Source organism: Stenotrophomonas sp., assembly GCF_031995405.1.
Classification (GTDB): domain Bacteria; phylum Pseudomonadota; class Gammaproteobacteria; order Xanthomonadales; family Xanthomonadaceae; genus Stenotrophomonas.
On record NZ_DAMAGC010000054.1, the window covers coordinates 1 to 26574 of the forward strand.

The window sequence follows — 26574 nt, forward strand, 5'->3', positions numbered from 1 at the left end:
ATGGATGCCGCTTGCGAGCCCCCATGGATGGGTTTACGGCGTGTCCTGATCAGGGCCAACCGCTGCCTCGGCCAGGACAACCAACCGCTGCGTTTGCCTCAGGCGTCCTTCGCCTCATGCGGCGCATCCGCCGCCGCCGCATCACGCCCCAGGTCGTACTCGGCGTCGTAATTCCAGATATCGCCCTCGGCCGTCGCCGGCCCGCACGAAATCGAAATCGCGCCCTGGTCGGCCGGACCTACCACGCGCCGGTTCAGCGCGAACAGATTGCGGCCCAGATCGTTTGCCGCCGGTGCCGTGTTCGGTGCCGGTGCGCGCGCGGCGAACTCCGCCGCATCCACCAGCAGCTCCAGCGTACCGGCCTCACCATCCAGGCGGATGATGTCGCCCTCGCGCACCCGCGCCAGCGGACCACCGCGCGACGCTTCCGGGGTCATGTGGATGGCCGCCGGGAACTTGCCCGACGCGCCCGACAGACGACCGTCGGTCACCAGCGCTACACGCCGTCCCTGGTTCTGCAGCAGCCCCAGCAGCGGCGCCAGCGAATGCAGTTCCGGCATGCCATTGGCACGCGGCCCCTGGTAACGCACCACCGCCACGAAATCGTGCGGCAGCACGCCGGCCGCGTGCAGCTTGTTCAGCACCTGCGGCGCGTCGACGACCACCGCCGGCGCTTCGATCGTGCGGAACTCCGGCTTCACCGCCGACAGCTTGATCAGCGAACGGCCCAGGTTGCCGCGCAGCAGGCGCAGACCGCCCTGGGCTTCGAACGGATCGGCCACGCCACGCACCACGCCGGGATCGGCGCTTTCGCGCACACCGTCGACGTAGGTCAGCGTGCCATCGCGCAGCGCAGGCTCCTGGCCGTACTGGCGCATCCCGCCTTCGGCCACGGTCTGCAGGTCGGCGTGCATCAGCCCGGCGTCCATCAGTTCGCGGAACACGAACGCGGTGCCGCCAGCGGCGGCGAAACGGTTCACGTCGGCCTCGCCGTTGGGGTAGACGCGCGCCAGCAGCGGCACCAGCTGCGACAGCTGGTCCATGTCGTCCCAGGTCAGCACGATGCCGGCCGCGCGCGCCACCGCGATCCAGTGGATGGTGTGGTTGGTCGACCCGCCGGTGGCCATCAACGTGACCACGGCATTGACGATCGCGCGTTCGTCGATCAGTCGGCCGAGCGGACGGAAGTCATCGCCCAGCGCACTGATTTCCAGTGCACGCTCACCGGCGCGACGGGTCAGCGCATCGCGCAGCGGCGTGTCCGGATTGACGAACGATGCGCCCGGCAGCTGCACGCCCATCGCCTCGAGCAGGGTCTGGTTGGAGTTGGCGGTGCCATAGAACGTGCAGGTGCCGGCGCCGTGGTACGAGGCGGCTTCGGCTTCCAGCAGTTCCTCGCGGCTGGCCAGGCCGGCCGCGTAGCGCTCGCGCACTTCGGCCTTCTGCTTGTTCGGGATGCCCGGGGTCATCGGACCGGCCGGCAGGAAGATCGCCGGCAGGTGGCCGAACGCCAGCGCGCCGATCAGCAGGCCCGGCACGATCTTGTCGCACACGCCCAGGTAGACGCTGGCATCGAACATGTCGTGGCTCAGCCCGATCGCGGTGGACTGGGCGATGACATCGCGCGAGAACAGCGACAGCTCCATGCCGCCGCGGCCCTGGGTGACACCGTCGCACATCGCCGGCACGCCGCCGGCCACCTGCGCGGTGGCGCCCATGTCGCGCGCGGTCTGGCGCAGGATTTCCGGGTAGTGTTCGAACGGCTGGTGGGCCGACAACATGTCGTTGTAGGCGGTGATGATGCCCAGGTTCGGGGTGACCCCGCCGCGCAGGCGCGACTTGTCGGTCGGGCCACAGGCGGCAAAGCCGTGGGCGAGGTTGCCGCAGCTCAGGCGCGAACGGAACGGACCGTCGCGCAGTGCGGCATCGATCCCGGCAAGGTAGGCGGCGCGCGAGGCCACGCTGCGCTGGACGATGCGCTGGGTGATGGCATGGAGTTGGGGATGCAGGCTCATTGGCTACCGGCTATGAGAGGGCGAACGGAACAACACCGGGAGAGATCAGTCACACCAGTGGACGCGCAGTTTCGCGCCGTCGAGATCGATCGCGTTGAGGATGGGATACAGCTGCGGATTGTTGCTTTCCAGCGCGTGCTTGAGCACTTCCAGCTTCTGCTTGCCGCGCAGCAGCAGCAGGCGCTGGCGGCTCTGCTTCAGGCCGTGCGGGGTGAGCGTGATGCGCAACGGCCACTGGTTGGCACCGGGGCAACCGGTGGCGTCCAGCGCGGCGTAGGGCAGGGTGCTCTCCAGTGCGCGGTTGAGGTCCCTGGAACCGGGGAACAGCGAGGCGGTGTGGCCGTCGTTGCCCATGCCGAGCACGCTCAGGCACGGCGCCTGGCTGTGCTGGGCCTGCAGGTTGGCGGTGTACACGCATTCGGGCAGCGGCTTGCCGATCCGCACCAGCGGATCGAAATGCGCGCCTTCGGCGCGGGCCAGGAAGCTCTCGCGGACCAGCCAGGCGTTGCTGTCGCGATCCTGCGGCGACAGCCAGCGCTCATCGACCAGGCTCACTTCGACCCGGTCCCAGTGCACGTCAAGCTCGGCCAGCGCCTGGTAGACCGGGGCCGGCGTGGTGCCGCCGGACAGCAGCATGCGGGCGCGACCGAAAGTGGTGATGTCCTGGTTGAGCGCCTGCGCCATTTCCGCGGCGATGGCCTCGATCCAGCCGTCGGCATCGCCGTGGCGGATGAGGGTGAAGCGGTCGGAGCTGTCGAGCGTGTTCATGCGTTGATTCCTGGCAGGTCGCGCTCGACATCGGCGGCATAGGCGGCCGAACCGAGCAGGCCCGCATGCGGGTGCATCACCGCCAGCGAGGGAACGCGGGCCATGATCGAAGAGAAGCGTCCCTTGTGTTCGAAGCGCTGGCGGAAGCCGGAATGCTGCAGCGAATCGAGCATCTTCGGGGTCAGCCCGCCGGTGAGGAACACGCCGTCCCAGGCGCCCTGCATCAGCACCAGGTCGCCGGCGATGGCGCCGAACACCGCGCAGAACACATCCACCGTGCGCATCGCCTGCGGGTCGCCGTGCAGCGCACGGGCGGTGACATCCACCGGCTGCAGCTGGCCCGGATCGATGTCGGCCATCTCGCAGACCGCGCGGTGGATGTTGACCAAGCCCGGGCCGCAGATCAGGCGTTCGTTGGAGACGCGGCCGAACTGTTCGGAGAGGATTTCCAGGATGCGGATTTCTTCCGGCGTGCCGGGCGGGAAGCTGACATGGCCGCCTTCGGTCTCCAGCGGATAGCAGCGGCCGTGGCGCAGGATCAGCCCGCCCACGCCGAGCCCGGTGCCGGGACCGATCACCGCGTAGTTGCGCGGCTGGCCCGGCTTGCCCGGCACCCATGCCGCGCCGCCGACCTGGACCACGTCCTGCGGCTGCAGCAGCGAGATCGCCATCGCCTGCGCGGCGAAATCGTTGATCAGGTGCAGTTCGTCGAAGCCGAGCATCGATGCGGTGCGGCTGCGCGAGATCACCCACGGGTGGTTGGTGATGCGCGCCTCGTCGCCGTCCACGCGCCCGGCCACGGCGAACACGCCGCGTTTGGCCTGCGCGCCGACCTGTTCCAGGTAGTGCTGCGCCGCGTCGCCCAGCGAGGGGAAATCAGCGACCGCGAATTCGCGGATGCTGTCCTGCTGCAGCGGGGCATCCAGGCTGGTGTCGGCGAGGGCGAAGCGGGCGTTGGTGCCACCGATGTCGGCGACCAGGACCGGTTGGTTCTGCAGCGTCATGCGTCGCCGTCCTTGCGGTCGGCATCGACTTCGGCAGGCAGGAATCCCGCGGCCTCGGCCGGGCCCCATTCGCCGGCAGGGTAGGGCTGCAGCGGCAGGTTGGCGGCCTTCCAGGCATCGCTGACGCTGTCGATCCACGCCCACGCGGCACGCACTTCGTCATCGCGCACGAACAGTGCATGGTTGCCGTTGAAGGCGTCCAGGAACAGGCGTTCGTAGGCGATGCGGCGATGCAGGCCGGTGGGGACCGACAGCTCCAGTTCCAGCGGATGCAGTTCCAGCGCGCCCCATTCCGGGCCGGCCAGCGAGCTCATCAAGCCCAGCTCGATGTTCTCCTGCGGCTGCAGCTGGAACACGATGCGGTTGGGCGTGGCGTTGCGACGGTGCGGCCGCTCGAACAGCCAGTGCGTGACCGGCTTGAGCGTGACCACCACGCGGGTGGTGCGCTCGGCCAGGCGCTTGCCGGTGACCAGGTGGAACGGCACGCCGGACCAGCGCCAGTTGTCGATGTGCGCGGTGACCCCGGCGAAGGTTTCCACGTCGCTGCCTTCCGGCGGCTGGTAGGCCTGTGCGGGCTGGCCGTTGATGGTGCCGGCGGTGTAGCGGCCGCGCACGCTGTCGCGGGCGGCGTGCTTGGCATCGAGCGGGCGCAGGGCGCGCAGCACCTTGACCTTCTCATCGCGGATGCGGTCGGCTTCCAGCGACGCCGGCGGCTCCATCGCCACCAGGCAGAGCAGCTGCAGGATGTGGCTCTGGACCATGTCGCGCAGCGCGCCGGAGCGGGCGTAATAGGCATCGCGGCCATCCACGCCTTCGCTCTCGGCGACCAGGATGTGCACCGATTCGATGTAGTTGCGGTTCCAGACCGCTTCCAGCAGCGTGTTGCCGAAGCGCAGCGCGATCAGGTTCTGCACCGCCGCCTTGCCCAGGTAGTGATCCAGGCGGAACACGCGGTCTTCGTCGATCCACTGGCCGATGGTGGAGATGATCTCCTCGGCGCTGGCGCTGTCGCTGCCGATCGGCTTTTCCAGCATCAACCGGTGCGGCGCGGCCAGGGCGCCGCCCTTGGCCAGGCCTTCGCAGGTGGAGATGTACAGGCCCGGCGGAATGGCCAGGTAGCTCACGCAGTGGCGGTCCACCAGGTCACTGACCGACTCGGCGACCGAGTCGGGATTGCGCAGGTCCACCGAGCGGTAGTCGATGCGCATCAGCAGCGAGTGGATGTCTTCCTGGCTGGCCATCGGCAGTGCCTGCTGCAGGCGCGGGCGCAGGATTTCGCGGAATCCGTCGGTATCGTGCGGGGACAGGGCCAGTGCGCGGATCTTGAAATCCTCCGGCAGCAGGCCATCGCCAAGCAGGCGCAGCAGGGAGGGGAACAGGTAGCGCTGGGCCAGGTCGCCGGTGGCGCCGAACAGGAAGAGGGTGTCGTGCATCGCTCGAGTTTCAGATCCGGGTGACATCGTTGTCAATCGCTTCTCGTCTATGTTCTCGGGGGTCTCGCCGGGCGTGATGTCCGATGTTGCGGAGGCAACATGAACAGGCACGCGCCTGCGCATCATGGGGCATGTCGCGGTCGGATCGGGAGACTGTGGGCTCGTCGATGCGTCGCGGTCATGACCGACCAATGGATACTGCCACGTGAAAACGTTTACATGGCAGAATGAGCAGACTGTATTCGATTGCAGTGGTCGCCGTCATGCGGCACCACGCCATCGACCTGCCATCGGGAGGGCCGAAGGCAGTTCCGCACAACAGCCCGGCAGCGGGCGGACTGGAATGGGTGATATGGCAAAAGTGCAGTTGCAGGGCGTGCGCAAGGTCTACGACAACGGCCAGGTGGCCGTCCAGGGCGCGACCTTCGAAGTGGCCGATGGTGAATTGATGGTGCTGGTCGGGCCGTCCGGGTGTGGCAAGTCGACCTTGCTGCGCATGGTCGCCGGCCTGGAGGAGATCAGCGGCGGCACGCTGACGATCGGCGACCGCGTGGTCAACGACGTGGCGCCCAAGGACCGCGACATCGCCATGGTGTTCCAGAGCTATGCGCTGTATCCGCACATGACCGTGGCCGAAAACCTGGCCTTTGGCCTGAAGCTGCGCGGCCACGACAAGGCCACGATCGGCAAGCGCGTCAGCGAAGCGGCTGAAACGCTGGGCCTGACCGACATGCTCGACAAGCTTCCCAAGGCGATGTCCGGTGGCCAGCGCCAGCGCGTGGCGCTGGGTCGCGCGCTGGTGCGCGAGCCGGCGGTGTTCCTGCTGGATGAGCCGCTGTCCAACCTGGACGCCAAGCTGCGCCACAGCGTGCGCACGGAAATCGCGCAGCTGCATCGCAAGCTCGGCACCACGATGATCTACGTGACCCACGACCAGGTCGAGGCGATGACGCTCGGCCAGCGCATCGTGGTGCTCAAGGACGGCGTGATCCAGCAGATCGATACGCCGATGGCGCTGTACGACCGTCCGGCCAACCTGTTCGTGGCCGGTTTCCTCGGCAGCCCGGCGATGAACGTACTGCGCGGAACGCTGCAGCGCACCGACGGCGGCATCGCGGTGCAGGAAGCGCAGCTGACCGCGCCGCTGGGCCAGGCCACGGTGGATCCGGCCTGGATCGGCAGGACCCTCGCGGTGGGCGTGCGTCCGGAGCATCTGCAGCCGGCTGCGGCCGAGGATGCGACGGGCTTCGAGGCGACCATTGACGGTATCGAGCCGGTCGGCAACGAGATCTTCGTCAATATGACCAGTGGTGGCCAGGCGCTGGTGATGCGCGTGGCGCCGCAGGCGTTGCCCCAGGTCGGCCAGAGCATCCGCGTGGCGATCCACCCGAAGGGGCTGCACTTCTTCGATGCGGACACCGGCGAGCGGTTGAACGCGGACTGAGGTTGCGCGGTCGCTGCGGGCAAGGCACGCAGGCTGCCAGGGCGCATGACGTTGCCGGCCAACGGCCGGCACCACCGGGGCACGTGACGGGGGGGGCGCGATCGGTACCGCACGATTCGGCAGTGCCGGCCGTCGGCCGGCTCCACGCCCATCACTCAACGCTCAGGGCGTGATGCATCGACCAGCGGTCGATGCCTACCGCGCCAGACCCTCCAGCAACGGCAGCGGCACGGCCGCGATGCCGTCCACCGACAACGGATCGCCGGCCATCTCCAGCGGCAGTACCGCCAGGGCCAGGTCGCCGGCCACACTGGCCAGGGTGCCGATGGCAGCGCCGTTCTGCTGGACCTGCGCGCCGCTGACCACGCCGTCGGCCACGCGCAGCAGCTGCAATGCGCGCTTGGCCTTGCCCAGGAAGTGGGTGCGGGCCACGATTTCCTGGCCGGGGTAGCAGCCTTTCTTGACGCTGTAGCCGTTCAATCGGTCCAGGCCGAGCTGCTGCGGCGTCCATTGTTCGCGCTGTGGCACGTCCAGCCGCGGCACGCCGTAGCGTAGATCCGACTGGCGCCAGGCCAGCTCGACGCCGGCAACGTCGGTGCCGATGTCGGCATGTGCAGGCGCAATGCGCAGCGTCCGCGGCAGCGCGTCGCTGCCCGCATCCAGCTCCAGCGTCTCACCATGTACAGCGATTGCTGCGCCCGAGGCGGCATCCGGTGCGGTGAAGCTGCCGGCGACGATCAGGTCATTGCGGACCGCGATCCTGACCTTGCGACGGAACACAAAGCGCTGCAACTGCGACGCAATCGCATCGGCATCGCCATCGGCGAGTACCAGCAGCACCGTATCCACGTCCACGCGAATCAGCTGGAACACAGCAATGGTGCGGCCTTTGGCGCTCAGCCAGGCGCTCCATTGCCAATGCCGCACGGGCAGGGCGGTCACATCGCTGGAAAACTGAGCGTGGGCAAATGCCGCCGCATCGGGGCCCTCCAGACTGAGCAGCTGGTGACCGGAGAGGCGCGGAAAGCCGTTGAATTCCATGGGCAGGTTGTCAGGCACGTGAACGGGGTCTAAAATTTGTGCGTTGCGAGACCACCCATGATAGGCCAAACAACCCCCACTCCAGAATCCGACTCCGATGCCCCGCAGGTCGACGAGAAGCAGCCGCTTCCCGAGACGCCCGCGGTGCCTGTGGAGATTGGTGGCCGCGGCGGACTCGATCCGGTGCGGTATGGAGACTGGGAGAAAAACGGACGCTGCATCGATTTCTGATCAGCATTGAGCCAACGCGGCATTGCGCCGCCCAGCCGAGACAACGAGCCCAGCGAATGGCCGCCAGAGAACGTCCCCTTTCCCCGCACCTTCAGGTGTATCGCTGGCAGATCCAGATGGCCACCTCGATCCTGCATCGAGCCACCGGCATCTTTCTGTCTGTTGGAGCCCTGATCATTGCCGGCGGCCTGCTCGCCCTGATGATGGGTCCTGAATCCTGGAACTGCTTCACCGGCCATGCCGGCAGCTGGTACGGCAAGCTGTTCCTGTTCGCATGGACCTGGTCCTTCGCCTACCACCTGTGCAATGGCCTGCGCCATATCGTGCAGGACTTCGCGATCGGCTTCTCCATCCCCGCCTTCGTGCGCAGCAGCTGGATCTCGGTGTTCGCCAGCCTGGTGATCACCGCGCTGGTGTGGGCCTACGTCTTCCTGGGAGCGGCCGCATGAACAAGTACCGTACCCCGCTGAAGAACGTGCGTGGCCTGGGCGCCGCCAAGACCGGCACCGAGCACTTCGTGATGCAGCGCCTGACCGCCACCGCGCTGGTCGGCCTGACCATCTGGTTCCTGGTGTTCGTGCTGAGCCTGATCGGCGCCGATTACGTGACCGCCACCGACGCGGTGTCCAAGCCGTGGAATGCGGTGCTGCTGGTCGGCTTCCTGGTCGCGATGTTCTGGCACGCCCAGCTCGGCCTGCAGGTCGTGCTGGAAGACTACATCCACAACTCGCTGCTGGCCCTGGCGCTGCAGACCACGGTGAAGTTCATCGCCGTGCTCGGCGCGATCGTCAGTGTGTTTGCGGTCGCCCGCATTGCGCTCGGCGTTGCCTGAGTCCAGGCACCAAGACAGGAATCCAGATTAGATGTCCGCTTACAAGATTACGGAACACAAGTACGACATGGTCGTGGTCGGCGCCGGCGGTGCTGGCCTGCGCGCGACGTTCGGTCTTGCCGCCAAGGGCCTGCAGACCGTCTGCCTGACCAAGGTCTTCCCGACCCGCTCGCACACCGTGGCCGCGCAGGGTGGCATCTCCGCCGCGCTGGGCAACATGGGTGAGGACGACTGGCGCTACCACTTCTTCGACACCATCAAGGGCTCGGATTGGCTGGGTGACCAGGACGCGATCGAGTACATGTGCCGCGAAGCGATTCCGGCCATCATCGAACTGGAACATTACGGCGTACCGTTCAGCCGTACCGAAGAAGGCAAGATCTACCAGCGCCCGTTCGGTGGCATGACCACCAAGTACGGTGAAGGCCCGTCCGCGCAGCGTACCTGCGCCGCCGCCGACCGTACCGGCCACGCCATGCTGCACACGCTGTACCAGCAGTCGCTGGCGCACAACGCGCGCTTCATGATCGAGTACTTCGCCCTCGACCTGATCTTCGATGACGAAGGCGTCTGCCGCGGCGTGCTCGCGCTGGACATGGCCGACGGCTCGCTGCACCTGTTCCGCGCCCACGGCGTGGTGCTGGCCACCGGCGGCTACGGCCGCGCCTACTTCAGCGCCACCTCGGCCCACACCTGCACCGGCGACGGCGGCGGCCTGGTCATGCGTGCCGGCCTGCCGATGCAGGACATGGAGTTCGTGCAGTTCCACCCGACCGGCATCTACGGCGCCGGCTGCCTGATCACCGAAGGCGTGCGTGGCGAAGGCGGCATCCTGCGCAACAGCAATGGCGAGCGCTTCATGGAGCGCTACGCACCGCACTACAAGGATCTGGCTTCGCGCGACGTGGTGTCGCGTTCGATGACCATTGAAATCCGCGAAGGCCGCGGCGTGGGCGAGCACAAGGACCACATCCTGCTCGACCTGACCCACCTCGGCCCGGGCGTGATCGACGACAAGCTGCCGGGTATCGCCGAAAGCGCGCGCATCTTCGCCGGCGTGGACGTGCACTCCCAGCCGATCCCGGTCATCCCGACCGTGCACTACAACATGGGCGGCATCCCGACCAACTACCACGGCGAAGTCGTGCGCAAGGTCGGCGACAACCCCGATGCGGTGGTGCCGGGCCTGTACGCGATCGGCGAAGCGGCCTGCGTCTCCGTGCACGGTGCCAACCGCCTGGGCTCCAACTCGCTGCTGGACCTGGTCGTGTTCGGTCGTGCGGTGGCCAACCGTTGCGCCGAAACCATCAAGTCCGGCGCGCCGCACAAGACCCTGCCGTCGGATGCGTGCGACAAGGCGCTGGGCCTGCTGGACAAGCTGCGTTACGCCAACGGCGACACCCCGACCTCGGTGATCCGCGACAACATGCAGCGCACCATGCAGAACGATGCAGCGGTGTTCCGTACCAGCAAGACGCTGGAAGAGGGCTGCGCCAAGATGTCCGAGATCTTCGACTCCTTCCAGGACGTCAAGGTGACCGACCGCTCGCTGGTGTGGAACTCGGACCTGATCGAAACCTACGAGCTGAACAACCTGCTGCTCAACGCGGTGGCGACGATCAACTCGGCCGAACAGCGCAAGGAAAGCCGTGGCGCGCATGCGCATGAGGACTTCCCGGACCGCGACGACGTCAACTGGCAGAAGCACACGCTGGTCAACGTCGACGACAACGGCAAGTGCAGCTTCGACTACCGTCCGGTGCACATGTACACGTTGAGCAAGGACGTGGACGTGGTGCCGCCCAAGCCGCGCGTTTACTAAGAGACCTGCGGCATGACCTCCGTCCACGCAGCGCTCGCGACCATCGCCACCCACCCGGGTGGGGTGGCGCGTGCGCCGCTGGCCGGCGGTGTCGACTTCCTCATCTTCCGTGCTACCCGCGCCTGCTTCGCAGCGCGAGCCGCCTGAGCCAACGAGAACAGCCATGGCAGAGTTTTCCCTCCCCAAGAATTCCAAGATCGGAAAGGGCAAGCACTTCCCCGCCAAGAGCGGTGCGAAGAACACGCGCACTTTCAAGATCTACCGCTGGAGTCCCGACGACGACAGCAACCCGCGCACCGACACGTACGAGATCGACCTGGACAGCTGCGGCCCGATGGTTCTGGACGCGCTGATCAAGATCAAGAACGAGGTCGACCCGACCCTGACCTTCCGTCGTTCGTGCCGCGAGGGCATCTGCGGTTCGTGCGCGATGAACATCGACGGCACCAACACGCTGGCCTGCACCCGCGCCATCGCCGACTGCGGCAAGGCCGAAGTGCCGATCTACCCGCTGCCGCACATGAGCGTGGTCAAGGATCTGGTCCCGGACCTGACCCACTTCTACGCGCAGTACGCCTCGATCAAGCCGTGGATCCGTACCCAGACCCCGCCGCCGCCGGATCGTGAGCGCCTGCAGTCGCCGGAAGACCGCAAGAAGCTCGACGGCCTGTACGAGTGCATCCTGTGCGCGTGCTGCTCCACCAGCTGCCCGAGCTACTGGTGGAACGGCGAGCGTTACCTGGGCCCGGCGATCCTGCTGCAGGCCTACCGCTGGATCGTCGACTCGCGCGATGAAGACACCGGTGCGCGCCTGGACGAGCTGGAAGACCCGTTCAAGCTGTATCGCTGCCACACCATCATGAACTGCTCGCGGACCTGCCCGAAGGGCTTGAACCCGGCGCTGGCCATTGCCGAGATCAAGAAGCTGATGATGGCGCGCCGCGCCTGATTGAGTGGTTCCAGCACCGCTCGCGCGCAGGCGCGGGCGACATCGGCGGCACCGACCGGAAGGTCCGGTGCCGCTGTCGTTTCAGGCGACCCGGCGGTCGCCGCCTTATACGGATGCATCCACGTCGATGGACGAAGCCACTGAATTGAAGAAGCTGCGCTGGCGTTGCCGCCGCGGCATGCGCGAACTGGACCAGCTGTTCGGCCGTTACCTGGACCGTTGCTGGCTGCAGGCCCCTACCGAAGAGCGCGAGGTTTTCCTGTTCCTGCTGGAGAGCGAGGACGATAAGTTGTGGCGCTGGTTCATGGGTTACGAGGAGTGCCCGCATGCCCAGCCCGCCGCGCTCATCGCCCGGATCCGCGCCCTGCCGGCTTGAATGGCGCCCGTCGCGCTGGCAGTGCGGCGCGCAGCTGCTGATCACCGCGTTGGCGCCGTGGGCGCTGTGCAGCAGTGACCTGCCCGCCGGGCTGCGCTGGCCCGCATCGCTGCTGGCCCTGGTGCTGGGCGCTGCCGAGGCGTGGCGGTATTGGCGGACCCCGGCGCAGCGCATCGTGATCCTGCCCGGCGAGGCCTTGGCGCAGGTGGACGGCAAGGCTGTCCAGGACCTGCAGCTGTCCGATCGCGGGGTGCTGCTGCAGCTGGCGTGGCGCCACCAGGGGCGACGTCGCTGGCGGCTGTTCTGGCCCGATACGCTGGCCCCGGCGTCGCGACGTGAACTGCGTCTGGCCGTGCGCGCACGCTGCATTTCCCGTTCACGTCCGGCAGTGGCACCATAGCCTGAATTGTCCGGCGCACCTGCATGTTCAAACCCATCCCTGTTTCAATCGGTCTGCGCTATCTGCGCGCCAAACGCCGCAACGGTTTCATCTCCTTCATTTCGATGGCCTCCATCCTCGGGATCGCGCTGGGCGTGACCGTGCTGATCACCACGCTGGCGGTGATGAGCGGTTTCCAGAAGGAAATCCGCGACCGCCTGCTGCAGATGACCGCCCATACCACCATCACCACCGACGGCGCGCCGATGTCGGACTGGCAGCGTGCGGTGGATACGGCCAAAAAGGATCCGCGCGTGGCCGGTGCCGCGCCGTACATCGAGATCCAGGCCATGCTCAGCGGTCCGCGCGTGCAGGGCGCGATCGTGCAGGGCATCGATCCGGCGCTGGAGCCGGGCGTTTCGGTGATCAACCAGAAACTGGTCAAGGGCAGCTTCGACAGCCTCACACCCGGCAGCTACAACCTGCTGGTGGGCAAGGAGCTGGCGATCTGGCTGGGCGTGGATGTCGGCGACACCGTGCTGGTGACGCTGGCCGAAGTGCAGGGAACCCCGGTCGGGGCGATGCCGCGGCTGAAGCGCTTCACCGTCAGCGGCATCTTCGAGGCCGGCTACAACGAAATCGACAAGGGCGTGGCGTTCGCCAACATGGCCGACCTGGAGCGCGTGCTGCGCATGGACGGAGTCACCGGCGTGCGGCTGAAGCTGCATGACATGGACAAGGCGCTGGACGTGGGCGTGGACCTGGCCCACACCCTGGGCGGCGGCTACCGGGTCAGCGACTGGACCCAGCAGAACGCCAACCTGTACCACTCGCTGCGCATGGAGAAGGTGGTGATGGGCATCCTGCTCTCGCTGATCATCGCCATGGGCGCGTTCAACCTGGTGTCTTCGCAGGTGATGCTGGTCACCGACAAGCAGGCAGACATCGCCATCCTGCGGACGCTGGGGCTCACCCCGGGCGGGGTGATGCAGGTGTTCATGGTGCAGGGCTCGCTGATCGGCATCATCGGCACCGTGGCCGGGGTGATCGGCGGCATCACCCTGACCTTGAACCTGGAGCGCATCCTCGGTGCGATCGAAACCCTGTTCAACGTCAAGCTGCTGCCCGAGGACGTCTACTACATCACCGGCCTGCCGACCGACATGCAGACCCCGGACATCATCGTCATTACCGTGATCGCGCTGGCCATGAGCTTCCTGGCCACGCTGTACCCCGCGTGGCGCGCCGCCCGCACCCAGCCGGCGGAGGCCCTGCGCTATGAATGAGCCGATCAACCGCGGCGATGAAGTGATCCGCGCCGAAGGGCTGGCCAAGACCTATGCCGAAGGTCGCATGCAGACCCCGGTGTTCAATGGCCTGGACCTGGGCGTGACCGCCGGCGAGACGGTGGCGATCATCGGTGCCTCCGGCGCCGGCAAGAGCACCCTGCTGCACCTGCTGGGCGGGCTGGATACGCCGACCGCCGGGGAGGTGTTCGTGGCCGGCCAGCGCATGTCCGGGCTGTCCGACGGACAGCGTGGCCAGCTGCGCAACCGCGCACTGGGCTTTGTGTACCAGTTCCACCACCTGCTGCCGGAATTCACCGCGCTGGAAAACGTAATGATGCCGGTGCTGCTCGGTGGCCAGGACGTGGCGGCGGCGAAGAGCCGCGCACAGGCCCTGCTCGAGTCGGTCGGGCTGGGGCATCGGCTGGAGCACAAGCCCGGCGAGCTGTCCGGCGGCGAGCGCCAGCGTGCCGCGGTGGCGCGCGCGCTGGTCAACCGGCCGGCGTGCGTGCTGGGCGATGAGCCGACCGGCAACCTGGACGACAAGACCGCCGGCACCGTGTTCGAGCTGATGCTGGAATTGAACCGTGCGTACCACACCAGCCTGGTGCTGGTGACCCATGACCGCAGCCTGGCGCGCAAGCTCGACCGCGTGCTGGAACTGCGCGAAGGGCGCCTGCACGCACTGGCCCACAGCCAGGTCTGAGCTGGCCGCTGAATGGCCGGCGCGACCGTGTCGCCGGCCTCACGCGATGGGTGCATCATCGGCGCATTCATCCCCGATGGAGGCGCCATGAAGACCCTGACCGCAACCGCTGTGCTGTGCCTGACCCTGGTCGGCTGCGCCACCACCGGCCGCCTGAGTGGCGAGCAGCGTCTGGCGCTGTACCGTGCCCATTCCGGCCCGCCGCAGCAGGACATGCCGCTGTATGGATCGTTGTCGGGCTGGACCGAACTGGGCGACAGTGCGCTGGCGGTGTGGACGCGTCCCAGCGAAGGCTACCTGCTGGAACTGCGCGGACCGTGCCAGGGCCTGGACTACGCGCCGGCGATCGCCCTGACCAGCAGGGTCGGGCGGGTCTCGGCACGCTTCGACAAGGTGCTGGTGCGCGATCCCACGCCTGGCCCGATGAACATGCCGTGCTTCATCGACAGCATCCGCAAGCTGGATGTGCAGGCCCTGCGCTCGTCGGAGAAGCAACTGCGCCAGGCGCAGGTGCAGGAGCGCGAGGAAGGCCAGGCCGCGCCGGCGAAATAAACCGGTGCCGGTCGTTGGCCCGCACCGCGCAAATCACGCTTCGGGGATGAATCCGGCCGGCTTCTCGGCGTCCTTCTCGAACAGGTACTTGACCAGCTCGGTTTCCAGGAACGCGCGATGCTTGGGATCGCGCGGCGACAGCCGGTTTTCGTTGATCAGCATGGTCTGGTGCGCCAGCCAGGCGCTCCAGGCGCTCTTGCCGATGCCATTGAAGATGCGCTGGCCCAACTCGCCGGGATAGGGCACGAAGTCCAGGCCTTCGGTGTCGCGTTGTTCGTACTGGCAGAAAACGGTGCGGGGCATGGGCTTACTCGGAATCGGCTGGGGATGGTGCGCGTCGCATTGTACGGCGCTTGGGCGATGCGGGCGGTGCGCCGGTCTCCAGCAGCTTGCGGATCGGGGCGGGCAGGCCGAGCGTGGCAAGCGCCTGCGCATCGACCCAACGCAGTCCGGGATCTTCCACGCGCAGGCCCTGCACCCGGCGCACCAGTACCTGCAGGTGCAGCCGGTAATGGCTGAAGGTGTGCTGCAGCACGGGCAGGGGCTCCGCGTCTTCCAGCGAGCCGTCGATGTGCGCGTCGAACCAGTCCTGCAGCTGGATGCCGCTGTCGGCCTGCGGCAGCGTCCACAGCTGCGCCCAGATGCCGGTGTCCGGGCGCTTCTGCAGCAGTACCCGGTCGCTGCCATCGCGCAGCAACAGTGCAACCGCCTCGCGTTCTGGCAGGGTCTTGCTCGGCTTGGGCGTGGGCAGCTGGTCCGCGCGACCTTCGCGGCGTGCCACGCAGTCGTCCTGCAGCGGGCAGATCGCGCACGCGGGCCGGCTGCGGGTGCAGATCGTCGCGCCCAGGTCCATCTGCGCCTGGGTGTAATCGGCCAGGCGCGCGGCGGGCACGTGCTGTACGTGCGCTTCGGCCAACGCCCACAGCACTTTCTCCACCGCCGGCAGGCCGGGGAACCCCTCGATGCCGTGGTAACGGGTCAGCACGCGCTTGACGTTGCCGTCGAGGATCGCAAAGCGGTCGTTCCAGGCCTGGCTGAGGATCGCGCCCGCCGTGCTGCGGCCGATGCCCGGCAGCGCGTGCAGCGCATCGGCATCGCGCGGCAGCTCGCCGCCGTGCAGCGCTACACAGCGCTTGGCCGCCGCATGCAGGTTGCGCGCGCGGGCGTAGTAGCCCAGCCCGGCCCACTGCGCCATCACCGCATCGTTGCTGGCGGCCGCCAGCGCGGGCAGGGTGGGGAACACCTGCAGGAATTTCAGGAAGTAGGGGATGACCGTGCTGACCTGGGTCTGCTGCAGCATGATCTCCGACAGCCATACCCGGTAGGGCGAGCGCGGGTGCTGCCACGGCAGGTCGTGCCGGCCGTGGCCGTCGAACCACGGCAGCAGGCGCGCGACGAAGGCATCGTCGGTGGGAGCGTGGGCGCTGGCGGATGGCTGGCGTGGCATGGGGGTTCCGCAAGAAGGTAGTGCCACCCCATGGGTGGCTGCGGCGGCGTTGACGGCGTCGGCAGCGGGACGCACTGGCCGGACCTGGTCGAGCAGCCACCCATGGGGTGGCTCTATCCGACGCGCGGTGCGTGCGCCCGCGCGCTGTTCGGTCAGCCGCCCAGTGCGTCGGGCAGCAGGGCGTCGACGAAGGCTTCCGGGTCGAACACGCGCAGGTCTTCGGGACGCTCACCAATGCCGGCGAAGCGGATCGGAATGTTGAACTCGCGGGCCAGCGCGAACACCACGCCGCCCTTGGCGGTGCCGTCCAGCTTGGTCACCACCAGCCCGGTCACGTTGACCGCGGCATGGAACTGACGCAGCTGCGAGAGCGCGTTCTGGCCGGTGGTGCCGTCGATGACCATCAGCACTTCATGCGGGGCGGCCGGGTCGAGCTTGCCCAGGACGCGGCGGATCTTGCCCAGTTCGTTCATCAGCCCGCCCTGGGTGTGCAGGCGGCCGGCGGTGTCGGCGATCAGCACCTCGGTGCCGCGCGCCTTGCCGGCCTGCAGGGCATCGAACGCCACCGACGCGGCGTCGGCATTCTGGCCCTGCGCGATCACGGCCACGCCGTTGCGCTCGCCCCAGGCCTGCAACTGGGCCACGGCGGCAGCGCGGAAGGTGTCGCCGGCGGCCAGCATCAGGCTGTGGCCGTCGTCCTTGAAGCGCTTGGCCAGCTTGCCGATGGTGGTGGTCTTGCCGACCCCGTTGACGCCGACGGTGAGCACCACGAACGGCTTGGCGGTACGGTCGATGACCAGCGGCCTGGACACCGGCTGCAGGATCGCGATGAGCTCGCCGCGCAGCGCGGCCAGCAGCGCAGTGGCATCGGCGAATTCGCGCGCCTTCATGCGCTTGCGCAGGCCTTCGACCAGTGCGGTGGTCGCACCGACGCCAACGTCGGCGGTGATCAGTGCGGTTTCCAGCTCGTCCAGCAGGTCGTCGTCGAGCTTGGGGTTGCGCGAGAACAGGCCGCCGAAGCTGCGCGCGATGACGCTGTTGCGCAGCCGGTCGCGCCAACCGGGCTTGCCCGGCGCGGCGGCGGGGGCGCTGTTGTCATCAGGCACGCTGGCCAGCGGCTGCGCGGCTTCCTGCACGATCTCGCTGGCGACCAGCACCGGCGGCGGCAGCGGGGCGGCGATCGGTTCGGCGATGACCACCGGGGCGGTCTGGGCGACCGGGGCGGTCGGTGCAGCGGGGGGCGTTACAACCGGCGTAGTCGGTGCGGCAGGGGCCGCTGCGATCGGCGTAGTCGGCGCGGCAGGGGCCGCTACGATCGGCGTAGTCGGTGTCGCAGGTGCTTCCCGGACTGCTGCGGCCGGGGTCGGGACCACGGGCAGTACCGGCGGCGCCGCTTCCACGGGCGCAACCGGTGCTACCGCCGCTGGCGCAGGCGCGGCCACCGGCACGGAGACGCCGGGAACCGCGGCGGCGGGCGGCTGGACGGGCGCGGGCGCTGAAGGACCGTCTTCACTGGCCTGCGGGAACGCCGCTGCCAGCTCTTCGGCCGAGTAGTGCTGGGTCTTGGGCGCGTCCTGCGGAGCGTCCTGGGGCTTTTTGCGACGGAAGAAACTGAGCATTGGATTCGGCGCTGAAATCAGGGGGATATGCTACCACTGCGCCCTTGGACGGCAGTGCGAACGTGGGGTGGTGCAGTGTCGGCGGGCAGCCGACCAACGGTCGGCTCTACAGACGTTGGGATTGCAGCCGTTAACGGCTTTGGATGCCTGCGTCATCGGACGTGGGCCATGCATCGTGGAGTGCAGCAGCGTGAACGTGATGTCCATTGCCAGTGCGGGGATGCGTGCCGCAAGCCTGGGCGTGCAGGCCGCTGCGGCCAACGTGGCGCGTCTGCCGGTGGAGGGTTCCGCCCGGATCGGGGTGGCTCAGACCCCGGTGGTCGGAGGCGGGGTGGAGGCCGGTCTGGTCGAGGATGCCCCCGATCCTGGCGCACCGGTTTCAGACCTGCTCGCCGCGAAGGAAGCGGTGCTGGCGTTCACTGCCAACGCCACCGTGCTTCGCCGCAGCGACCAGATGCTCGGCGCGTTGCTGGACGAGCGCGCCTGAGGCCGCGTCGACGCAGCTGACAGGTGGCGCCCGCTGGCCGGCTCCCCGCAATCACGGGTAGTGCCGACCGCTGGCCGGCTCTACCCGGGTTCCCAGGAGCCGGCCAGCGGCCGGCACTACCCGGGTTCCCAGGAGCCAGCGAACGGCCTGCATTACCTGGGTTCCCAAGAGCCAGCCAGCGGCCGGCATTACCCGGGTTCCCAAGCCGGCCAGCGGCCGTCACGGTGGTCTCGCGTCGCCGTTACGCCGACAACTCCAGCAGCAGCTTGTTGAGCCGGCGCACGTAGGCGGCCGGGTCCTTCAGCGTGTCGCCGGCGGCCAGCGCGGCCTGGTCGAACAGCACCCGGCTGAGATCGTCGAAGCGGGCGTCGTCGGCTTCCTGGTCCAGCTTGCCGATCAACGGGTGGCCGGGGTTGAACTCGAACACCGGCTTGCTGTCGGGCACCTTCTGGCCGCTGGCTTCCAGGATCTGGCGCATCTGCATGCCCAGGTCCTGTTCGCCGATGGCCAGGATCGCCGGGGAGTCGGTGAGGCGGTGCGAGACGCGTACGGCCGCCACGTCGTCACCCAGTGCGGTCTTGATGCGTTCGACCAGGGCCTGCTTGTCCTTGGCCACGGCTTCCTGCGCCTGCTTGTCTTCCGCGCTTTCCAGCGCGCCCAGGTCGAGGTCGCCACGGGCGACGTCGGCGAAGGACTTGCCGTCGAATTCGGTGAGGTAGCCCATCAGCCATTCGTCGATGCGGTCGGTGAGCAGCAGCACTTCGATGCCCTTCTTGCGGAACACTTCCAGGTGCGGGCTGTCCTTGACCTGGGTGTGGCTGTCGCCGGTCAGGTAGTAGATCTTGTCCTGGCCGTCGATCATGCGGCCGACGTAATCGGCCAGCGACACGCTCTGCTCGCCGCTGGCGTCATGGGTGGAGGCGAAGCGCAGCAGGCCGGCGATCTTCTCGCGGTTGTTGAAATCTTCCGCGGGGCCTTCCTTGAGCACCTGGCCGAACTGCTTCCAGAAGCCGGCATAGACCTCGGGCTTGTCGGTGGCGAGCTTGTCGAGCATGTCCAGCGAGCGCTTGGTCAGCGCCGACTTCATCGAGTCGATGACCGGGCCGGACTGCAGGATTTCGCGCGACACGTTCAAGGACAGGTCGTTGGAATCGACCACGCCCTTGATGAAACGCAGGTACATCGGCAGGAACTGCTCGGCCTGGTCCATGACGAACACGCGCTGCACGTACAGCTTCAGGCCCTTGGGCGCGTCGCGGTGGTACAGGTCGAACGGGGCGTGGCCGGGGACGTACAGCAGGGAGGTGTACTCGAGCTTGCCTTCGACCTTGTTGTGGCTCCAGGCCAGTGCGTCCTGGTGGTCGTGTGCGGCGTGCTTGTAGAACTCCTGGTACTCGGCGTCGGTGATCTCGCTGCGCGGACGGGTCCACAACGCGCTGGCGCGGTTGACGGTTTCCCATTCGACCTCGGCCGGGGCGTCCTCGCCGTGGTGTTCCTTGACCATCTGGATCGGCAGGCCGATGTGGTCCGAATACTTCTTGATGATGCTGCGCAGGCGCCAGCCGTCGGCGAAGTCCTGCTGGTCGTCCTTGAGCTGCAGGACGATGCGGGTGCCGCGCTCGGGCTTGTCGATGGCTTCGACGTCGAACTCGCCCTCACCGCGCGAGGACCAATGCACGCCCTCGCTGGCGGGCAGGCCGGCGCGGCGGGAATAGACGTCAACCTGGTCGGCGACGATGAAGGCGCTGTAGAAGCCCACACCGAACTGGCCGATGAGCTGGGAATCCTTCTTCTGGTCGCCGGAGAGCTGGCGCAGGAAGTCGCCTGTGCCGGACTTGGCGATGGTGCCAAGGTGGGCGATGGCGTCTTCGCGGCTCATGCCGATGCCGTTGTCGTCGATGGTAAGGGTGTGGGCGTCGGCATCGAAGCTGACGCGGATGCGCAGGTCGCCGTCGTTCTCAAGCAGGGCCGGCTGAGTCAGCGCTTCGAAACGCAGCTTGTCGGAGGCATCGGCGGCGTTGGAGATCAGCTCGCGAAGGAAGATTTCCTTGTTGGAGTACAGCGAGTGGATCATCAGCTGCAGCAGCTGCTTGACTTCGGTCTGGAAGCCCAGGGTCTGCTTTTGGGTCTGCTCGGTCATGAGTGGCGGTTCTCCTTGGACGATGCCGCGCCCGGCGCGGCGGCTGGTCAAGGGGTAGGGGTGGATTGTCCCGAATTCAAGAGCGTGAGCAGAAGCCTCGGCTGAATCCAAGGCAAGCGCCCGGCACCTGTACGTCCTCGGCGGAGGCCGGCGCGGGTGCGGTCCCGGGACACGGCGTAAATCCGTCGATGGAGCCTCGTGGCAACATCCATGTTGCCCAACGGTCCCGGGACCGCACCCCCACCGGCCTCTGGCAGGCGTTTGGTGTGACGCGGGTAGAGCCACGCCATGCGTGGCTGCTCCTGGTGACGGTATCGGAGAGCGTGGTGGAGACAGTGGCCGGACCGCCTAGAATGGCGCCATGAATCGCCTGATCTTCGTGCTCATGACCTGCTCCCGCCTGTTCGACCCGTCCGCACTTTCCTCTTGGAGCTACGCATGAAACCGCGCCAGCCGGTGGCGGCGGCCGTGGGCCAGGTGCGGATCATCGGCGGCAAGTGGCGCGGGACGAAACTGCCGGTGCCGTTGTCGCCGGGGTTGCGGCCGAGCAGCGACCGGGTGCGCGAGACGCTGTTCAACTGGCTGATGCCGCGCATCGGCGGGGCGCGGGTGCTGGACCTGTTCGCCGGGAGCGGGGCGCTGGGGCTGGAGGCGGTGTCGCGCGGGGCGGCGCAGGCGACGCTGGTGGAGCGCGATGTGGCGTTGTCCCGGCAGCTGCGCGAATCGGTGGCGAAGCTGGGCGCGCAGGGGCAGGTGCAGGTGGTGCAGGCCGATGCGCTGCAGTGGCTGGCGCAGGCGCCGGCCGGGCAGGCCGATATCGTGTTCGTGGACCCGCCGTTCGCGGCCGGGCTGTGGGATCAGGTGCTGGCCGGGCTGGGGCCGCATCTGGCCGCCGATGCCTGGCTGTATCTGGAGGCACCGGCCGAGCAGGCACCGCGGGTACCGGCGCCGTGGCTGCTGCACCGGGAAGGGGGCACCCGCGAGGTCCGTTTTGCCCTGTACCGCCGCGCCGCTGCTACACTTTCACCAGATCACAACGTGTAGCTGCCGTATGACCGTGGCCAACCGCCGCATTGCCGTGTACCCGGGCACCTTCGATCCGATCACCAATGGTCACATCGACCTGGTGAACCGGGCTGCGCCGTTGTTTGAAAAGGTGGTGGTCGGCGTGGCGCAGAGCCCGTCCAAGGGCCCGACGCTGCCGCTGGAGCTGCGCGTCCAGCTGGCGCGCGAGGCGCTGGGGCACAACCGCAACGTGGATGTGATCGGGTTCGATACGCTGCTGGCGCATTTCGTGCGCTCGGTGCATGGCGGGGTGCTGCTGCGCGGTCTGCGCGCGGTGTCCGATTTCGAATACGAGTTCCAGATGGCGAGCATGAACCGCCATCTGATCCCGGAGGTCGAGACCCTGTTCCTGACCCCGGCCGAGCAGCACAGCTTCATTTCGTCTTCGCTGGTCCGCGAGATCGCCCGGCTGGGCGGCGACGTGTCCGGCTTCGTGCCCGCCTCGGTGCTCGAGGCGCTGCGCAAGGTCCGCGAAGCGAAGTCGGGCCCGTCGTAAAAACCTGTCAGACCCATACATACCAAGAATCACCAAGGGAGGAATTCCATGAACAACACCATGCGTGCCATGTTGATCGCGTCGTTCGCGCTGGCCTTCACCGCCTGCAAGAAGGAAGAGGCCGCTCCGGTTGCCGAAGCCCAGCAGGCGCTGGTCGCCCCGGACGCCAATGACGACGCCGGCTGGAAGAAGTACCTGCAGGCCGTGGCCGTGCAGAACATGGGCAACATCACCAACAGCCCGTTCCTGTACTACCTCTCGCCGGAGTCCGATCCGGAGTTCGCCGCCAAGTACGAGCGCCAGGTTGAAAGCGCCACCCAGGCCGTCGCGCGCGGCATCCAGCCGGGCAACATGCTGGCCTTCGGTTCGTCGGCTTCCTCGAAGATGGCCGACATGATCCAGGCCGTGTTCAAGGACGTGCCGGCCGACTCGATGAAGGGCGTGCGCGTGGTGTTCATCGGCAAGGCCGCTGACAACGCCCGCGTGCAGTCCATCGTGCAGCCGACCGGCGCCGAGTACATCTTCGTAGAAGCCAAGTAACCCGTGCAGTGGCGGCCGCGCCTGTGGCGTGGCCCGGGCGGCTTCTTCCGGGAAGCCGCCGATGACCGGCCTGCGCCATGGCGCGGGTCGGTCCTCATCCGCCGGCGTGGGCGTGGAGTAACGCCATGTCGCTGAAAATCAATGAGCTCTGCGTCAACTGTGACGTGTGTGAGCCCGCCTGTCCCAACCAGGCCATCTCGATGGGTGAAACCATCTACGTGATCGATCCGGCCCGCTGCACCGAGTGCGTGGGACATTTCGACGAACCCCAGTGCGTGGTCGTCTGCCCGGTGGAATGCATCGATCCCGATCCGGACATCCCGGAAACCCAGGACGCCCTGCTGGCGAAGTTGTACGGTCTGCAGCGCGACCATCCCGAACTTTATGCGGAGCCCCCATCCGAATGAATACGTTGTCGCGTCGTTGGTTGCTGCTCGTCCTGCTCTGGTCCCCGGTGGCATGGTCCGCCGCGCCTGCGCAGGGTTCCCTGGCCAGTCACCCTGACGGCGCGGCGATCGCCAGCGGTCACCACCTGGCCACCGAGGCCGGCATGGAGATCCTGGCCAAGGGCGGCAACGCCTTCGACGCGGCGGTGGCGGTGTCTTCGACGCTGGCGGTGGTCGAGCCGATCAGCTCCGGGCTGGGCGGCGGCGGCTTCTTCCTGCTGCACGACGCGGCCACCGGCAAGGACGTGATGCTGGATGCGCGCGAGACCGCGCCGCAGTCGGCCAATGAAGCGGCCTTCCTGGACAAGAAGGGCGAGCTGGACCGCGACCGCTCGGTCAACGGTCCGTGGTCGGCGGGTATTCCCGGCCTGCCGGCAGCGCTGGTGGAACTGTCCAGCAAGCACGGCAAGCTGCCGCTGCGGACCTCGCTGGGCCCGGCGATCCGCATCGCCAGTGAAGGCTTCCCGGTGTATGCGCGCATGGCCAAGGGCTACGCTTCGCGCCGCGAGGTGATGGAGCGCTACCCCGGCACCCGCGAGGTGTACCTGCGCAATGGCAAGCCGATCGCCGAGGGCGATGTGTTCCGTCAGCCGGAACTGGCGGCGACGATGGAGCGGCTGGCCGCGCAGGGCTTCGATGGTTTCTATCGCGGCCAGACCGGCAAGGCCTTGTTGGCTGGCGTGAAGCAGGCCGGTGGCCGCTGGACCGCCGAGGAGCTGGCCGGTTACCGGGTCAAGCTGCGCGAACCGATCGTGTTCAACTACCGCGACTGGAAGATCACCACCGCTTCGCCGCCGTCCTCCGGTGGCATCGCGTTGGCGGCGATGCTGCAGATCCTGGAAGGCTGGGACCTGAAGTCGATGGATGAAGCACACCGTACCCACCTGGTGGTGGAAGCGATGCGCCGCGCCTACCGCGACCGTACCTTCTTCCTGGGCGATCCGGACTTCGTGCAGATCCCGCAGAAAGTGCTGACCAGCAAGGATTACGCGCAGGGCCTGCGGGCCACCATCCACCCGGAAAAGGCCACGCCGAGCGACCTGCTGTCGGGCAATCCGACCCCGCTGGAAGACGATGAGACCACGCATTTCTCCATCATCGACCGCGACGGCAACCGTGTTGGCGCCACCCAGACGGTGAACCTGCTGTACGGCTCGGGCCTGATTCCCAAGGGCACCGGCGTGCTGCTGAACAACGAGATGGACGACTTCGCGCTGAAGCCGGGCACCCCCAATGCGTTCGGGGTGATGGGCTATGCAGCCAACGCGCCCAAGCCGGGCAAGCGCATGCTCAGCTCGATGACCCCGACCTTCATGGAGTCGCCGGACAAGGTGGTGGTGCTGGGCACGCCGGGCGGCAGCCGCATCATCACCATGGTGCTGCTGGGCATCCTCGGTTACGACGACGGCCTCAGCGCGCAGCAGGTGGCCGCATTGCCGCGCTACCACCACCAGTGGCTGCCGGACGAGATCTCGGCCGAAACCGGCGCGCTGTCGGTGGACACCATCAAGCAGTTGCAGGCGATGGGCCACAAGATCGAACTGCCCGGCGACAGCGCCGAAGGCGGCCGTGGCTCCAGTCACGTGTGGGGCAACCTGCAGACGGTGGAGTGGGATCGCCGCAGCAACGTGCTCAGCGGCGGCAGCGATCCGCGCAACCCGGTGGGCAGCGCGGCGGTCACCGCGGCCGCTGGCCGCTGATCCCGGACACTGTGGATGCGTTCGAGACCCCGCCGCCTGGCGGGGTTTTTCGTTATGCGCGCCTAGCGAATATTTAACGCGCCGCGCCGGATAATTTACCGATGAAACTATGGTCGATACGCGGCAACACACAGAAGCTGGACGGCGGTGCGATGTTCGGCAATGCGCCGCGCGCGGTCTGGGAAAAATGGGCGGCACCGGACGATCTGAACCGGATCGAGCTGGCCTGCCGGGCGCTGCTGGCCAGTCCGCTGGCCGGCAAGACCGTGCTGTTTGAAACCGGTATCGGTGCATTCTTCGAGCCGAAGCTGCGCGAGCGCTATGGCGTACAGGAGCCGCGACACGTGCTGATGGAGTCGCTGCGCGAGGCCGGCTTCGAGCATGAGGACATCGACGTGGTGGTGCTCAGCCACCTGCACTTCGACCACGCCGGCGGCCTGCTGGCGCAGTGGAGCGAAGGCCGCGAGCCCGAACTGCTGTTCCCCAATGCGACCTTCCTGGTCGGTGCCGAGCACTGGCAGCGCGCCCTGCACCCGCACCCGCGCGACCGCGCCAGCTTCATTCCGGAGCTGCCCGCACTGCTGCAGGCCAGCGGCCGGCTGGAGATCGTGGACGGGCCGTATTCGAAGGCGCTGGGCAGCAGTGTGCGTTTCAGTTTCAGCGATGGGCATACCCCGGGCCTGATGCTGGCCGAGATCGTCGGCCCCGAGCAGGCCGACGGCCAGGCACGTGGCGGCGTGGTCTTCTGCGCCGATCTGATTCCCGGGCGCTCATGGGTGCATGTGCCGATCACCATGGGCTACGACCGCAACGCCGAGTTGCTGATCGACGAGAAGCGCAGCTTCCTGGAAGACAAACTGGCCCGCAACGTGCACCTGTTCTTTACCCACGACCCGCAATGCGCGCTGGCGCAGGTGGCCCGCGATGAGAAAGGCCGCTTCGGCACCGTCCATGAGCAAGGCGAATTGAAAGCCCGCGCCCTGGCGTAACCCGAGGGTAGTGCCGGCCCCTGGCCGGCTCCACGTAGCCTCCGACAGCATCGGGTAGTGCCGGCCGCTGGCCGGCTCCACGAAGTCTCCGACAGGATCGAGAGCAGCCGGCCAGCGGCCGGCACTACCGGGGCATGAGGTGCCGACCGTTCGGCCGCACCCTCGGGATGTCGGTCGACCTTTACCCGGCCATCAATGCGCCTTCAGGCAACTGCTCATGAAGGTCTTGCGCGCATCGCCGGCCAGCTTCCTGGTGGCGGCATCGGCGTTGCAGCTTTTCATGCGTTCCTGCGGCGTGGACGCCGCCGGAGCGGGGCCGCTCAGGCAGGCCTTCTGCGCGGACTTGTAGTCCTCGCCGGTCTTGCCCTTGTTCTTGGCCGAACAGTCGGCCATGCGTTGTTGCTGTGGCGTGGCGGCGCTGGCCATCACGGGGCTGGCGATCAACAGCAGGCAGGCCAGCAGGGACACGGTCTTCATGGCAACGCTCCACGCACGGGTTGATGGTGCGCGCAGCTTCTGCCCTGGCATGAGCAGATGACGTGAAATTACCGGTGTGACGTCAACGGCGCGGCAGGCCGCCCTGCGTCTCCCGGCGGCTGGAGGCGGCCACCGGGACAGCTGCGGCGGCGATCAGCCAACCAGGCGGGTACCGAAGATGCGATCGCCGGCATCGCCCAGGCCCGGCAGGATGTAGCCCTTCTCGTTGAGGCGGGCATCGATGGCGGCGGTGTAGATCTCCACGTCAGGATGCACGGCCTGGACGGCAGCGATGCCCTCGGGCGCGGCTACCAGGAAAATGCCCTTGAT

The 26574-nt window shown here is 67.5% G+C and carries 30 protein-coding genes; 19 read left to right on the forward strand and 11 right to left on the reverse strand.

From position 1 onward, the window contains the following. Positions 1-98 precede the first annotated feature (98 nt). The 4 genes from edd to zwf are packed head-to-tail and all read right to left on the reverse strand — an operon-like array spanning position 99 to position 5220. Positions 99-2015 carry a phosphogluconate dehydratase gene (gene edd / locus RTO53_RS11195; protein ID WP_312237863.1) on the reverse strand — a complete coding sequence of 639 codons (1917 nt, stop codon included), beginning with the start codon at positions 2013-2015 and terminating at the stop codon, positions 99-101. A gap of 45 nt (positions 2016-2060) precedes the next feature. Further along, positions 2061-2783 carry a 6-phosphogluconolactonase gene (gene pgl / locus RTO53_RS11200; protein ID WP_312237864.1) on the reverse strand — a complete coding sequence of 241 codons (723 nt, stop codon included), beginning with the start codon at positions 2781-2783 and terminating at the stop codon, positions 2061-2063. Beyond that, a complete protein-coding gene (gene glk / locus RTO53_RS11205) occupies positions 2780-3787 on the reverse strand; it encodes a glucokinase (protein ID WP_312237865.1) in 1008 nt (335 codons plus the stop codon). The genes pgl and glk overlap by 4 nt, the downstream gene beginning before the upstream one ends. Further along, complete coding sequence (gene zwf, locus RTO53_RS11210; protein WP_312237866.1) at positions 3784-5220, reverse strand: glucose-6-phosphate dehydrogenase; 1437 nt, start codon at positions 5218-5220, stop codon at positions 3784-3786. Before zwf ends, glk begins: the two co-directional genes overlap by 4 nt. Positions 5221-5572: 352 nt before the next feature. Between zwf and ugpC the strand changes: the two genes are divergently transcribed. After that, entirely contained in the window at positions 5573-6664 is a 1092-nt protein-coding gene (gene ugpC, locus RTO53_RS11215; RefSeq protein WP_312237867.1) for a sn-glycerol-3-phosphate ABC transporter ATP-binding protein UgpC, read from the forward strand. 195 nt (positions 6665-6859) lie between these two features. Here ugpC and RTO53_RS11220 read toward each other — a convergent pair whose 3' ends face one another. Beyond that, the gene (locus tag RTO53_RS11220; protein WP_312237868.1) at positions 6860-7723 is read right to left on the reverse strand and encodes a folate-binding protein; all 864 of its coding nucleotides are present in this window, start codon (positions 7721-7723) and stop codon (positions 6860-6862) included. A gap of 39 nt (positions 7724-7762) precedes the next feature. Between RTO53_RS11220 and RTO53_RS11225 the strand changes: the two genes are divergently transcribed. The 11 genes from RTO53_RS11225 (at position 7763) to RTO53_RS11275 (ending at position 14838) form a co-directional block, all read left to right on the forward strand. Continuing rightward, a complete protein-coding gene (locus tag RTO53_RS11225; RefSeq protein ID WP_256774071.1) occupies positions 7763-7936 on the forward strand; it encodes a DUF1674 domain-containing protein in 174 nt (57 codons plus the stop codon). A 56-nt stretch (positions 7937-7992) separates the two neighbouring features. Continuing rightward, complete coding sequence (gene sdhC, locus RTO53_RS11230; RefSeq protein WP_256774070.1) at positions 7993-8385, forward strand: succinate dehydrogenase, cytochrome b556 subunit; 393 nt, start codon at positions 7993-7995, stop codon at positions 8383-8385. Then, on the forward strand, positions 8382-8768 hold the full coding sequence (gene sdhD / locus RTO53_RS11235) for a succinate dehydrogenase, hydrophobic membrane anchor protein (protein WP_088432212.1): 387 nt from the start codon (positions 8382-8384) through the stop codon (positions 8766-8768). Before sdhC ends, sdhD begins: the two co-directional genes overlap by 4 nt. A gap of 31 nt (positions 8769-8799) precedes the next feature. Next, entirely contained in the window at positions 8800-10590 is a 1791-nt protein-coding gene (gene sdhA / locus RTO53_RS11240; protein WP_256774069.1) for a succinate dehydrogenase flavoprotein subunit, read from the forward strand. Positions 10591-10602: 12 nt separating this feature from the next. Continuing rightward, the gene (locus tag RTO53_RS11245) at positions 10603-10737 is read left to right on the forward strand and encodes a hypothetical protein (protein WP_312237869.1); all 135 of its coding nucleotides are present in this window, start codon (positions 10603-10605) and stop codon (positions 10735-10737) included. A gap of 16 nt (positions 10738-10753) precedes the next feature. Then, positions 10754-11539, forward strand: a complete 786-nt coding sequence (locus tag RTO53_RS11250; RefSeq protein ID WP_038689041.1) for a succinate dehydrogenase iron-sulfur subunit — start codon at positions 10754-10756, stop codon at positions 11537-11539. A 127-nt stretch (positions 11540-11666) separates the two neighbouring features. After that, entirely contained in the window at positions 11667-11915 is a 249-nt protein-coding gene (locus RTO53_RS11255) for a succinate dehydrogenase assembly factor 2 (protein ID WP_128095617.1), read from the forward strand. Beyond that, positions 11866-12315, forward strand: coding sequence for a hypothetical protein (locus RTO53_RS11260; protein WP_312237870.1), 450 nt, complete (start codon positions 11866-11868; stop codon positions 12313-12315). Before RTO53_RS11255 ends, RTO53_RS11260 begins: the two co-directional genes overlap by 50 nt. Before the next feature lie 23 nt (positions 12316-12338). Continuing rightward, positions 12339-13580 carry a lipoprotein-releasing ABC transporter permease subunit gene (locus tag RTO53_RS11265; protein WP_312237871.1) on the forward strand — a complete coding sequence of 414 codons (1242 nt, stop codon included), beginning with the start codon at positions 12339-12341 and terminating at the stop codon, positions 13578-13580. Further along, positions 13573-14286 carry a lipoprotein-releasing ABC transporter ATP-binding protein LolD gene (gene lolD / locus RTO53_RS11270; protein ID WP_312237872.1) on the forward strand — a complete coding sequence of 238 codons (714 nt, stop codon included), beginning with the start codon at positions 13573-13575 and terminating at the stop codon, positions 14284-14286. The genes RTO53_RS11265 and lolD overlap by 8 nt, the downstream gene beginning before the upstream one ends. 87 nt (positions 14287-14373) lie before the next feature. Continuing rightward, positions 14374-14838, forward strand: coding sequence for a DUF6491 family protein (locus RTO53_RS11275; RefSeq protein WP_312237873.1), 465 nt, complete (start codon positions 14374-14376; stop codon positions 14836-14838). Between the two features lie 33 nt (positions 14839-14871). Here RTO53_RS11275 and RTO53_RS11280 read toward each other — a convergent pair whose 3' ends face one another. From RTO53_RS11280 to ftsY, 3 genes are all read right to left on the reverse strand, one after another. Continuing rightward, positions 14872-15141 (reverse strand): oxidative damage protection protein, encoded by a 270-nt coding sequence (locus RTO53_RS11280; protein ID WP_128095612.1) that lies wholly within the window; start codon positions 15139-15141, stop codon positions 14872-14874. Positions 15142-15145: 4 nt separating this feature from the next. Beyond that, a complete protein-coding gene (gene mutY / locus RTO53_RS11285; RefSeq protein WP_312237874.1) occupies positions 15146-16285 on the reverse strand; it encodes an A/G-specific adenine glycosylase in 1140 nt (379 codons plus the stop codon). A 152-nt stretch (positions 16286-16437) separates the two neighbouring features. Further along, positions 16438-17904 carry a signal recognition particle-docking protein FtsY gene (gene ftsY / locus RTO53_RS11290; protein ID WP_312237875.1) on the reverse strand — a complete coding sequence of 489 codons (1467 nt, stop codon included), beginning with the start codon at positions 17902-17904 and terminating at the stop codon, positions 16438-16440. A gap of 190 nt (positions 17905-18094) precedes the next feature. On the opposite strand from ftsY, the gene RTO53_RS11295 reads away from it, so the two are divergent. Beyond that, positions 18095-18391: a hypothetical protein gene (locus tag RTO53_RS11295; protein ID WP_312237876.1), complete on the forward strand. Its 297-nt coding sequence runs from the start codon at positions 18095-18097 to the stop codon at positions 18389-18391. Between the two features lie 241 nt (positions 18392-18632). On the opposite strand, the gene htpG is transcribed toward RTO53_RS11295, so the two are convergent. Beyond that, positions 18633-20531 (reverse strand): molecular chaperone HtpG, encoded by a 1899-nt coding sequence (htpG, locus tag RTO53_RS11300; protein ID WP_312237877.1) that lies wholly within the window; start codon positions 20529-20531, stop codon positions 18633-18635. 438 nt (positions 20532-20969) lie between these two features. On the opposite strand from htpG, the gene rsmD reads away from it, so the two are divergent. The 6 genes from rsmD (at position 20970) to RTO53_RS11330 (ending at position 25767) form a co-directional block, all read left to right on the forward strand. Beyond that, complete coding sequence (gene rsmD / locus RTO53_RS11305; RefSeq protein ID WP_312237878.1) at positions 20970-21575, forward strand: 16S rRNA (guanine(966)-N(2))-methyltransferase RsmD; 606 nt, start codon at positions 20970-20972, stop codon at positions 21573-21575. Positions 21576-21582: 7 nt separating this feature from the next. Next, on the forward strand, positions 21583-22092 hold the full coding sequence (coaD, locus tag RTO53_RS11310) for a pantetheine-phosphate adenylyltransferase (protein WP_312237879.1): 510 nt from the start codon (positions 21583-21585) through the stop codon (positions 22090-22092). A 48-nt stretch (positions 22093-22140) separates the two neighbouring features. Further along, positions 22141-22632, forward strand: a complete 492-nt coding sequence (locus RTO53_RS11315; protein WP_256774056.1) for a hypothetical protein — start codon at positions 22141-22143, stop codon at positions 22630-22632. 125 nt (positions 22633-22757) lie between these two features. Then, positions 22758-23039, forward strand: coding sequence for a YfhL family 4Fe-4S dicluster ferredoxin (locus RTO53_RS11320; RefSeq protein ID WP_228887506.1), 282 nt, complete (start codon positions 22758-22760; stop codon positions 23037-23039). Next, positions 23036-24778, forward strand: a complete 1743-nt coding sequence (ggt, locus tag RTO53_RS11325; protein WP_312237880.1) for a gamma-glutamyltransferase — start codon at positions 23036-23038, stop codon at positions 24776-24778. The genes RTO53_RS11320 and ggt overlap by 4 nt, the downstream gene beginning before the upstream one ends. Positions 24779-24879: 101 nt before the next feature. Further along, positions 24880-25767 (forward strand): MBL fold metallo-hydrolase, encoded by an 888-nt coding sequence (locus tag RTO53_RS11330; protein WP_312237881.1) that lies wholly within the window; start codon positions 24880-24882, stop codon positions 25765-25767. 192 nt (positions 25768-25959) lie between these two features. Here RTO53_RS11330 and RTO53_RS11335 read toward each other — a convergent pair whose 3' ends face one another. Together RTO53_RS11335 and RTO53_RS11340 are read right to left on the reverse strand one after the other, a co-directional pair. Further along, positions 25960-26244, reverse strand: a complete 285-nt coding sequence (locus tag RTO53_RS11335) for a PsiF family protein (protein ID WP_312237882.1) — start codon at positions 26242-26244, stop codon at positions 25960-25962. 153 nt (positions 26245-26397) lie between these two features. Beyond that, positions 26398-26574, reverse strand: a 177-nt coding sequence (locus tag RTO53_RS11340) for a uracil phosphoribosyltransferase (RefSeq protein WP_312237883.1), incomplete at its 5' end; no start/stop codon positions are given.

Excerpts from the sequence above, each read along its gene's own strand:
- edd (WP_312237863.1), bottom strand. The coding sequence starts at position 2,015 with ATGAGCCTGCATCCCCAACTCCATGCCATCACCCAGCGCATCGTCCAG.
- pgl (WP_312237864.1), bottom strand. The coding sequence starts at position 2,783 with ATGAACACGCTCGACAGCTCCGACCGCTTCACCCTCATCCGCCACGGC.
- glk (WP_312237865.1), bottom strand. The coding sequence starts at position 3,787 with ATGACGCTGCAGAACCAACCGGTCCTGGTCGCCGACATCGGTGGCACC.
- zwf (WP_312237866.1), bottom strand. The coding sequence starts at position 5,220 with ATGCACGACACCCTCTTCCTGTTCGGCGCCACCGGCGACCTGGCCCAG.
- ugpC (WP_312237867.1), top strand. The coding sequence starts at position 5,573 with ATGGCAAAAGTGCAGTTGCAGGGCGTGCGCAAGGTCTACGACAACGGC.
- RTO53_RS11225 (WP_256774071.1), top strand. The coding sequence starts at position 7,763 with ATGATAGGCCAAACAACCCCCACTCCAGAATCCGACTCCGATGCCCCG.
- sdhC (WP_256774070.1), top strand. The coding sequence starts at position 7,993 with ATGGCCGCCAGAGAACGTCCCCTTTCCCCGCACCTTCAGGTGTATCGC.
- sdhD (WP_088432212.1), top strand. The coding sequence starts at position 8,382 with ATGAACAAGTACCGTACCCCGCTGAAGAACGTGCGTGGCCTGGGCGCC.
- sdhA (WP_256774069.1), top strand. The coding sequence starts at position 8,800 with ATGTCCGCTTACAAGATTACGGAACACAAGTACGACATGGTCGTGGTC.
- RTO53_RS11245 (WP_312237869.1), top strand. The coding sequence starts at position 10,603 with ATGACCTCCGTCCACGCAGCGCTCGCGACCATCGCCACCCACCCGGGT.
- RTO53_RS11250 (WP_038689041.1), top strand. The coding sequence starts at position 10,754 with ATGGCAGAGTTTTCCCTCCCCAAGAATTCCAAGATCGGAAAGGGCAAG.
- RTO53_RS11255 (WP_128095617.1), top strand. The coding sequence starts at position 11,667 with ATGGACGAAGCCACTGAATTGAAGAAGCTGCGCTGGCGTTGCCGCCGC.
- RTO53_RS11260 (WP_312237870.1), top strand. The coding sequence starts at position 11,866 with ATGCCCAGCCCGCCGCGCTCATCGCCCGGATCCGCGCCCTGCCGGCTT.
- RTO53_RS11265 (WP_312237871.1), top strand. The coding sequence starts at position 12,339 with ATGTTCAAACCCATCCCTGTTTCAATCGGTCTGCGCTATCTGCGCGCC.
- lolD (WP_312237872.1), top strand. The coding sequence starts at position 13,573 with ATGAATGAGCCGATCAACCGCGGCGATGAAGTGATCCGCGCCGAAGGG.
- RTO53_RS11275 (WP_312237873.1), top strand. The coding sequence starts at position 14,374 with ATGAAGACCCTGACCGCAACCGCTGTGCTGTGCCTGACCCTGGTCGGC.
- RTO53_RS11280 (WP_128095612.1), bottom strand. The coding sequence starts at position 15,141 with ATGCCCCGCACCGTTTTCTGCCAGTACGAACAACGCGACACCGAAGGC.
- mutY (WP_312237874.1), bottom strand. The coding sequence starts at position 16,285 with ATGCCACGCCAGCCATCCGCCAGCGCCCACGCTCCCACCGACGATGCC.
- ftsY (WP_312237875.1), bottom strand. The coding sequence starts at position 17,904 with ATGCTCAGTTTCTTCCGTCGCAAAAAGCCCCAGGACGCTCCGCAGGAC.
- htpG (WP_312237877.1), bottom strand. The coding sequence starts at position 20,531 with ATGACCGAGCAGACCCAAAAGCAGACCCTGGGCTTCCAGACCGAAGTC.
- rsmD (WP_312237878.1), top strand. The coding sequence starts at position 20,970 with ATGAAACCGCGCCAGCCGGTGGCGGCGGCCGTGGGCCAGGTGCGGATC.
- coaD (WP_312237879.1), top strand. The coding sequence starts at position 21,583 with ATGACCGTGGCCAACCGCCGCATTGCCGTGTACCCGGGCACCTTCGAT.
- RTO53_RS11315 (WP_256774056.1), top strand. The coding sequence starts at position 22,141 with ATGAACAACACCATGCGTGCCATGTTGATCGCGTCGTTCGCGCTGGCC.
- RTO53_RS11320 (WP_228887506.1), top strand. The coding sequence starts at position 22,758 with ATGTCGCTGAAAATCAATGAGCTCTGCGTCAACTGTGACGTGTGTGAG.
- ggt (WP_312237880.1), top strand. The coding sequence starts at position 23,036 with ATGAATACGTTGTCGCGTCGTTGGTTGCTGCTCGTCCTGCTCTGGTCC.
- RTO53_RS11330 (WP_312237881.1), top strand. The coding sequence starts at position 24,880 with ATGAAACTATGGTCGATACGCGGCAACACACAGAAGCTGGACGGCGGT.
- RTO53_RS11335 (WP_312237882.1), bottom strand. The coding sequence starts at position 26,244 with ATGAAGACCGTGTCCCTGCTGGCCTGCCTGCTGTTGATCGCCAGCCCC.